At 39.0% G+C, this 7,100-nt stretch carries 6 protein-coding genes; all 6 read right to left on the reverse strand.

The window, feature by feature from the left end; all coding sequences use genetic code 11:
- Positions 1 to 791: 791 nt before the first annotated feature.
- Complete coding sequence (locus tag EXZ60_RS18040) at positions 792 to 1,715, reverse strand: hypothetical protein (protein ID WP_277436094.1); 924 nt, start codon at positions 1,713 to 1,715, stop codon at positions 792 to 794.
- A gap of 141 nt (positions 1,716 to 1,856) precedes the next feature.
- On the reverse strand, positions 1,857 to 2,762 hold the full coding sequence (locus tag EXZ60_RS18050; protein WP_249339382.1) for a DUF4868 domain-containing protein: 906 nt from the start codon (positions 2,760 to 2,762) through the stop codon (positions 1,857 to 1,859).
- The gene (locus tag EXZ60_RS18055; RefSeq protein WP_277436095.1) at positions 2,755 to 3,342 is read right to left on the reverse strand and encodes a hypothetical protein; all 588 of its coding nucleotides are present in this window, start codon (positions 3,340 to 3,342) and stop codon (positions 2,755 to 2,757) included. The genes EXZ60_RS18050 and EXZ60_RS18055 overlap by 8 nt, the downstream gene beginning before the upstream one ends.
- Before the next feature lie 141 nt (positions 3,343 to 3,483).
- Positions 3,484 to 4,449 carry a DUF4917 family protein gene (locus EXZ60_RS18060; protein ID WP_277436096.1) on the reverse strand — a complete coding sequence of 322 codons (966 nt, stop codon included), beginning with the start codon at positions 4,447 to 4,449 and terminating at the stop codon, positions 3,484 to 3,486.
- Positions 4,450 to 5,667: 1,218 nt separating this feature from the next.
- Positions 5,668 to 6,093 (reverse strand): hypothetical protein, encoded by a 426-nt coding sequence (locus EXZ60_RS18065; RefSeq protein WP_045626597.1) that lies wholly within the window; start codon positions 6,091 to 6,093, stop codon positions 5,668 to 5,670.
- Positions 6,093 to 6,914, reverse strand: a complete 822-nt coding sequence (locus tag EXZ60_RS18070; protein ID WP_052676593.1) for a hypothetical protein — start codon at positions 6,912 to 6,914, stop codon at positions 6,093 to 6,095. Before EXZ60_RS18070 ends, EXZ60_RS18065 begins: the two co-directional genes overlap by 1 nt.
- Between the last annotated feature and the right edge of the window lie 186 nt (positions 6,915 to 7,100).

Here is a 7,100-nt window from a genome sequence, read left to right on the forward strand (position 1 = left end):
CTTGGACGTGACCAATTGAAGTTCTTTCACGGATTCATTTTGACCAAGCTAACTTGCCGAAAATACGGAACGAATTCTCAATGAAATCGTAGCTTTGACCTTAAAAACCCATCAAACACATAACGCCCGGCTAAGGGGTTGGCAACGCACCACCGAATTCAAAAAACACACTGTAAACACTGAACTGCAATTTTGCACTAAAGTCGCCAAGCGTTGGCAATCCCTCTTGAGCCGTTTGTTAGCTGCTGCACTTTAGCCGGAGATTTACTACCCAATAGCTTAATTTAAAACACATTATTGCTTTCAATCGATAAAGTAAAACGAACAACTGAGAAACTAAAACCTAATCCACGAAACGCACTTGGAAAAGAAGAAATAACAGCAAAACTTGACGAGTTTCTAGAGCTTAATTTACAAAGAATTATGTCGAAGAAGCCAACAACCAAGTGCGCGAAATCCATTTAGCGCAAAAGAGCTTCAAAACCAAAGAAGCCGCACCAAAGAAATAAACAAACACACCACTTCCCGTAAGAAGACTTCGGTTAGTTCAAACACTTCACGAACAGTGCCACTGGCGAGATACGTGGAAAAGTGCTGACTTTCAGGTGTAAAGCTAGAGCCTCAGACTAAGAAAAATAAACACGTAATTTGATGATTTTTCTTAACCTCAGCTAACGCCGCATTAAGTGGTGAGCAACGCCTACCACCCGACCTAAACCATTGTGCCGTAAACACTAAAGCTAATTCAAACTGAAAATGCCAAGCGTTGGGAATCCGCCTTAAATGCTTTGTTAAGTGCAAAATTCAGGTAACTCCCCAATAAAAAGTTCATCTTCACACTCTAACTTCGTTTGCTTAGCAACTTTATACATATTTCCAGCGTTGTCCCGCCATGAACACCCAACAATTTTAGGTAAGTTTAAAAACTCTTCAGGGGGAGATTCGATGTTTGATATTGCACCTACAACCCTAGTATGTTTGTTCCACTCAAGAGCCCAAAAGAAATCATTTTTCACTGAACTCTTTTTGATAATAACTTTAAAGTATCCGTCTGCTGTAACTACATTACAGAAGCAGTCCCAGTTTTTTGTCCTTTTAATTATTTCAATTATCTGTGGGTTCCCCCAATCTTGTTCCGGATAATGACCAAGCAACCAAAAGCGCCCTGGTTCCAATGTGCTAATAGCGCTTTCGCATAATGGATTAACAGTAGTGATAAGAGAGAAGAAACCTTGAATATGCATTAAAGCTAAGTTCTTAACGTAATCCCTATTCATTTGAGGGGGAGCAATTAGCCCTACACTCATATTGCTTGGAGCAGCGAGGTCAAAGCTTGATGAAGAGTCTTTAACTAGGTGACCTTTTTTATCTGGGTGATAATCATTACTAGCTTTATGTATAGCTTGAACATCAATATCTCTATCATAGGTACGCGCAGATGAATTAAACAACGATACACTGGATATATGACGCTCAAAGTTCGACTTTTTATTGTTGCACACAACACATGCACGAAAGATAAAATTGAACGTAGTATCAGACAAGCATCTTGAAGGTACAAAGTCTCTTGCGATCAAGTGTTCCTTGTTTGAGTCTACATTGCTTTTTAAACCAATAACTTCATTACAGTAAAGGCATCGCTGATTAGATTTCACGAGTGATTTTCTGTACCAAGAAACTGGTTGTTTAGGCTTAAAATTATAAACTTGCACCATAATATCCTTTGCACTTAACGCCCGCTTAAGGGGCAGACAACGCTACTACCAAGTTTCCGCATAACACCGTAACCACAAAAACCAACGCATAGTAAAAATGCCACGCGTTGGCTGTCCCTCTTGAAGCGTTTGTTAGGCGAATTATACTGGTTTGGCATCTGGAACATCGTATATATGATCCGTAATTTCACTAATCAGTCGATGGTCAAGGAGAACCTGAAGGATAACTTTAACTGTTTTTTCGCATGGTACAATTTTGTCATTTTCAAAGTTCAGCCCCCAATTTCTTTTATTATTTACTGAAATAAGGTTTTTAATAAAGTTAGCTTGTTTATAAATCCCTTTTTCTTCAATGACAGCCATGCGACGTAATTGAATAGAATTTGAGCCGACATACTCAACGATTGATGAAACATCAGAAAATAATGAACTAAAGCCAGGATTCTTTTGAAGTGTATCAAAAACCTGAACATATTCTTCCTTGTGCTTCATTGATGATTCGAAGCCTTTTTTGTTAGCAATAAACGCAGTATCGTTAATCACATAGAAATCAAAATTTTTCTCAATGGAAAAAGCGTTGTTCTCAACACCTTTAAGCTCACCATTTTTGAACACCATGTTGACAAATTTTTTCGGATAAGATGTTTTCCAAGTTGACGTTGACCTTTTAACAGCGTAAACCACCACACCATCTTTTATAAACTTTACAACGTAACCTTTAGCGCCAACTAGATCACTGACGCTCTTAACACGATGTTCAACTTCTGGTAAGTCAACCTGTGACTTAAGCAATTTGAAGTCTGTACTATCAAAAGCGATTGTTAAACAGCTATTTTCATTTGTTTGCGATATGTATGTGTAAGGAGAATGCTCAGTAATTCTGTTAACTTCAGCACGAACAAAACCTTTTAGGTCTTTATTTAACTCGTCTTCAGTTTGTACAAATTTACTTCTAAATTTTGCTTTAGTAGTACTTTCTTTAAATACCCATAAGTATGTATCAGCATTTTCGAAGTCAAATGCTTTAAGCGCATCAAAATCAACCATTATCATTTACCTGACCAATATAAAACTCTTGAACCTTTTGAATCTTGTATTCACCGGGACACAAATCCCCTTTTATCAAAAACCTGACGTCTCGTTCTTGACCATTAAAATCTACTGTAGCCTCATAAATTTTCCAGCCAAACATTAACAAAAGAGGATTCATTATTATCTGGCCAGACTTATATGTAATGGCAAACATCCATAATAAGAACACCGCAAAACCAAGTAGCTTTTCAGGTGTACCATAGCTAATTCCCATAAACGAAACAACGTAAGGAAAAACATAATTAATTATGTCGTTTGGAATTCCTTTTGATGACTTAACCTTAACTTTGAATGGATAACTAATTTTAGCCAACGTTAAATTTGAAAAAAATACCGACAACAACGTAATGACAATAAAAACAATAGCAATCCACATATTTGTGAATGGGATAAATTCGCAATTACTTATATCATCGAACTTACAAATTGGGCGACTCCACCAAGAAAACGGAATATCTTGAACAGCCAAGATCAACGCTAATGGTAAGTATGAACCAATGAAAACTGTAAATGCTGCAATTAAGTTAAATTGCATGACCTCTCCTTTCGCCTAACGCCGCATTAAGGTGTGAGCAACGCAACCACGAAACTTAACCATACCACCGTAAACACAAAACCCAACGATGGAATGAAAAATGCCAAGCGTTGGGAATCACTCTTAAATGCTTTGTTAACCCTATATTTGCCACTGAGTAAAATCAGTTATGTTGTCGAGGCGTACAACACCAACAGATTGCCCCAATGTAGTTCTCCAGTATGTTTCCCGCTCTACTTGCTCACCAGCACCGCTCCACTCAACCACTCGCAATGATTTTGAGTTCAAATACGGACGTAGAAGTAAATTTAAATGATTATCTAAGCCAGAGTAACCAAATAATATAATTTCCTCTGCTTCTGACAGCGTAAACTGTAGATAGTCCCAATATGTCGATAGAGCGTTTGACGCAGCTATAACTGATGGCTTGTGTTTTACATGTGTTAAAACGATGTGCTCACTTGCCTCATTACGATCCACTGAGAGCTGTTGTCTCGATAATTTCATCACTTCCTGGTTGCGGTTGACGAATAAAGGTGAACCATGTAAATGCAAGTAATAGCCGAAATTATTCCCGTATTTACGCTCGAGAGCATCTGCAGAGAAACCACGGTCAAGCATACCGTCAACCAAGTAACCGCTATAACCACTAAAAATATCGTTATCAATAAATGAGTTATACAGTAGCTTATCGTAATTGAGGGTTGCGACATGAGAGCGAGTTGTTTTGATAAAATCGACAAGAGCCGTTACAAAGGCATTTGGTAATGCCCCATCATAGTTGTGTAACTTGGTGGCTACTTTATGAATATATGTAGCTGTTATTTCAGGAAAAGACTGACCATCTTCCGTTAACCAGTGAACATCACCAGCGCCAATTCTATTCAGCGCCTTACAGTAAGTCACAGCTTGGTGAAGTTGATCGAGCTCGTGCTCCCCCTCAGGCGCACCACCTCTGCCTAAGCTCCGTTCAATTAACCCTTGCTGTTCTAGCGTTAAGAAATCTTCTTTGTTCCAAATATCTTCCAGTGCGGATTGGAGGGAGAAGTGTTGATGGTCTAAAGCCATTCCTAGACCGTTTCCAAATATTATTAATTTTCTAGCCATTTACTCGATCTCATTTTTATAGGGTTAACGCCCGGCTAAGGGGTTGACAACGCACCGCCGAACTCAAAAAACACGCCGTAAACACTGAACTTCAATTTTGCACTAAAACCGCCAAGCGTTGGCAATCCCTCTTGAGCCGTTTGTTATGCAAATTCAATGAGATAAACTGAATTTACACGACCACAATCCACAATTGCAATGGTTGAGTGATTCAAGAATCAACCCAAGCAAGAACTGCGATAAATAAGCCGCCAAAACAAAGTCCACCGTTCAACAACAAACCAAGCTTTTGAATGAGACAAACTCAACAAGCAAGACTTTCAGCAAATGCGAAATACTCGATAAACTTGCCCTTTCCACACTTTGCGCCCGCTAAATTCACAACAAACCAGCACCAAAACTCATTGAGGCAAACAAAGAACCTTGCCTGTTTTACGGCTTGAGCGAACCACGAATTTGAGGGTAAAAGTGCTCATTTGCCGACAACACAAAACGAATGGCCGGAGAAACCTAAAAAGATTGAACCCCTAAATTTACCTGAGTTGCATAACGCCCGGCTAAGGGGTTGACAACGCACCGCCGAACTCAAAAAACACACTGTAAACACTGAACTTCAATTTTGCACTAAAGTCGCCAAGCGTTGGCAATCCCTCTTGAGCCGTTTGTTAGCTGCTGCACTTTAGCCGGAGATTGACTACCCAACGGCCTAATTTAAAACACATTATTGGTTTCAAGCGACAAAGTAAAACGGACAACTGAGAAACTAATACCTAATCCACGAAACGCACTTGGCAAAGAAGAAATAACAGAAAAACTTGACGAGCTTTTAGAACTTAAATTTACAAAGGATTCTTTCGAAGAAGCCAACAACCAAGTGCGCGAAATCCATTTAAGCGCGAAAGAGCTTCAAAACCAAAGAAGCCACACCAAAGAAATAAACAAACACACCAGTTCCCGTAAACAGACTTCGGTTAGTTCAAGCACTTCACGAACAGTGCCACTGGCGAGATACATGGAAAAGTGCTGACTTTCAGGTGTAAAGCTAGAGCCTCTGACTAAGAAAAATAAGCGCTTAATTTTATGATTTTTCTTAACCCCAGCTAACGCCCAATTAAGGTGTGAAGCACGCTACCGCGATACTCAATTTGAACACCGTAATCACTGAAACTAATTCAAACCGAAAATGCCAAGCGTGCTGAATCACTCTTAAATTGCTTGTTATATGCTTTTTGTCCCCTTGATGTTCAAGCATGGGAACATTTGACCATCTAATGCGTTTTGCATGTCGCCTACAAACATTATTTTGCCATTCCTAGGAACTCGTTTTAGCGCCTTACGAACTTTAGACTTAGTTGGTGTAGCACCATCTTTTAGCTCTTGAATAATTAATTGTTCGTTAGAACCATTTGGAATTGCAGCCAATGCGTCTGCGGCAACTTGCCCCAATGAAGTTAGCATCAACTCTCCATCTTTTAACGCACCTCCGCACCAAGCAACATAGACTATTTTTTTATCAACATGCGTTTCAAAAACTGGGTACACCCTTTTATTGTGGTTTGGTAACGCATGAGTATCAGTAAACTCAAACTCAACTCCAACCGAAGGTGATACATTTTCGATGAAATAAGACTTAACGATTGCCATTACAACTCACCAACTTGTTTATTAAGTGCGTCAATTATAGTTTTGTAAGGCTCTTCCTGTCGTGACTCTAAGAAGTCTTTAAAACCACTGAGCTCTTGTTCAAAGTAATCATTTGCAACTAGTGGAAGAGAACCCGCAGTTTTCTCTATATATTCCAGAGCAGCTAAGAGGTTAATTGTGCTAAATATAGAACCTTTGTAAAACTGCAATAACTCTGGTGTTGCGTTTTTATGTAGTGACAGAACAGTTGGATAAATCAGTTGTTCCCACATATCTTCAAACTTCACACCATACTGAACTGAATAGAAAAGTATTAGTAAGGTTATATGAGTACTGTTGTCCCCTTCAATAACTAACCTTCTGAAGAAGTCATCTTTCCCACCAGATTCAGGGTATTCTCCAGTTAGTTCATTTTCTCTCAACTGTGAAATACTTTCTGAAAGTTGTTCAACCTTTTCATGAGATTTCCGTTGCATCGAGATTGACGACTCAATCTTGTCCCGAATCTCTGCGAGGTGTGTTAGTTCACTACCGAAATCATCTTTGTTAGTCTTAATCGTATCTACTATCCCAATTAACTTTTCGATTTGAGAATTAAGCGATGAACTGGAGTTAGCTTGAGAAGTGGATTGGTAGTACGAGTATATGATAGCGAGTAACGCCAAAATAATTGAAACGATTGTTCCTGAGATTGAGATATATCCTAATGCAGATTCACTCCCTGCATACAGAAATGCTGCAAATTGCACCAAAAACTGCACTAACATAATGATGAATATTACAAAAAACCATTCACGTTTTGAAAACGACTTATCTTCCATACGCTTAACTCACAATAAAAAATGGAGAGCATTATAAGGTATATTGTGCAGCTTGCATATAACGCCCAATTAAGTGGTGAACAACGCACTGGCCAAGCCGCTGCATTGCACCGTAAAGCACTTTACCTGACGCATAGTAAAACTGCCACGCGTTGAGAATCCACTTGAATTGCTTGTTATGTGAAT

Source organism: Vibrio sp. 1151_11, assembly GCF_029478525.1.
GTDB classification, from domain to species: Bacteria; Pseudomonadota; Gammaproteobacteria; order Enterobacterales; family Vibrionaceae; genus Vibrio; species Vibrio anguillarum.

Bases quoted from the DNA above. Each gene is read 5' to 3' on its own strand.
- EXZ60_RS18040 (WP_277436094.1), bottom strand. From the start codon at position 1,715: ATGGTGCAAGTTTATAATTTTAAGCCTAAACAACCAGTTTCTTGGTAC.
- EXZ60_RS18050 (WP_249339382.1), bottom strand. From the start codon at position 2,762: ATGGTTGATTTTGATGCGCTTAAAGCATTTGACTTCGAAAATGCTGAT.
- EXZ60_RS18055 (WP_277436095.1), bottom strand. From the start codon at position 3,342: ATGCAATTTAACTTAATTGCAGCATTTACAGTTTTCATTGGTTCATAC.
- EXZ60_RS18060 (WP_277436096.1), bottom strand. From the start codon at position 4,449: ATGGCTAGAAAATTAATAATATTTGGAAACGGTCTAGGAATGGCTTTA.
- EXZ60_RS18065 (WP_045626597.1), bottom strand. From the start codon at position 6,093: ATGGCAATCGTTAAGTCTTATTTCATCGAAAATGTATCACCTTCGGTT.
- EXZ60_RS18070 (WP_052676593.1), bottom strand. From the start codon at position 6,914: ATGGAAGATAAGTCGTTTTCAAAACGTGAATGGTTTTTTGTAATATTC.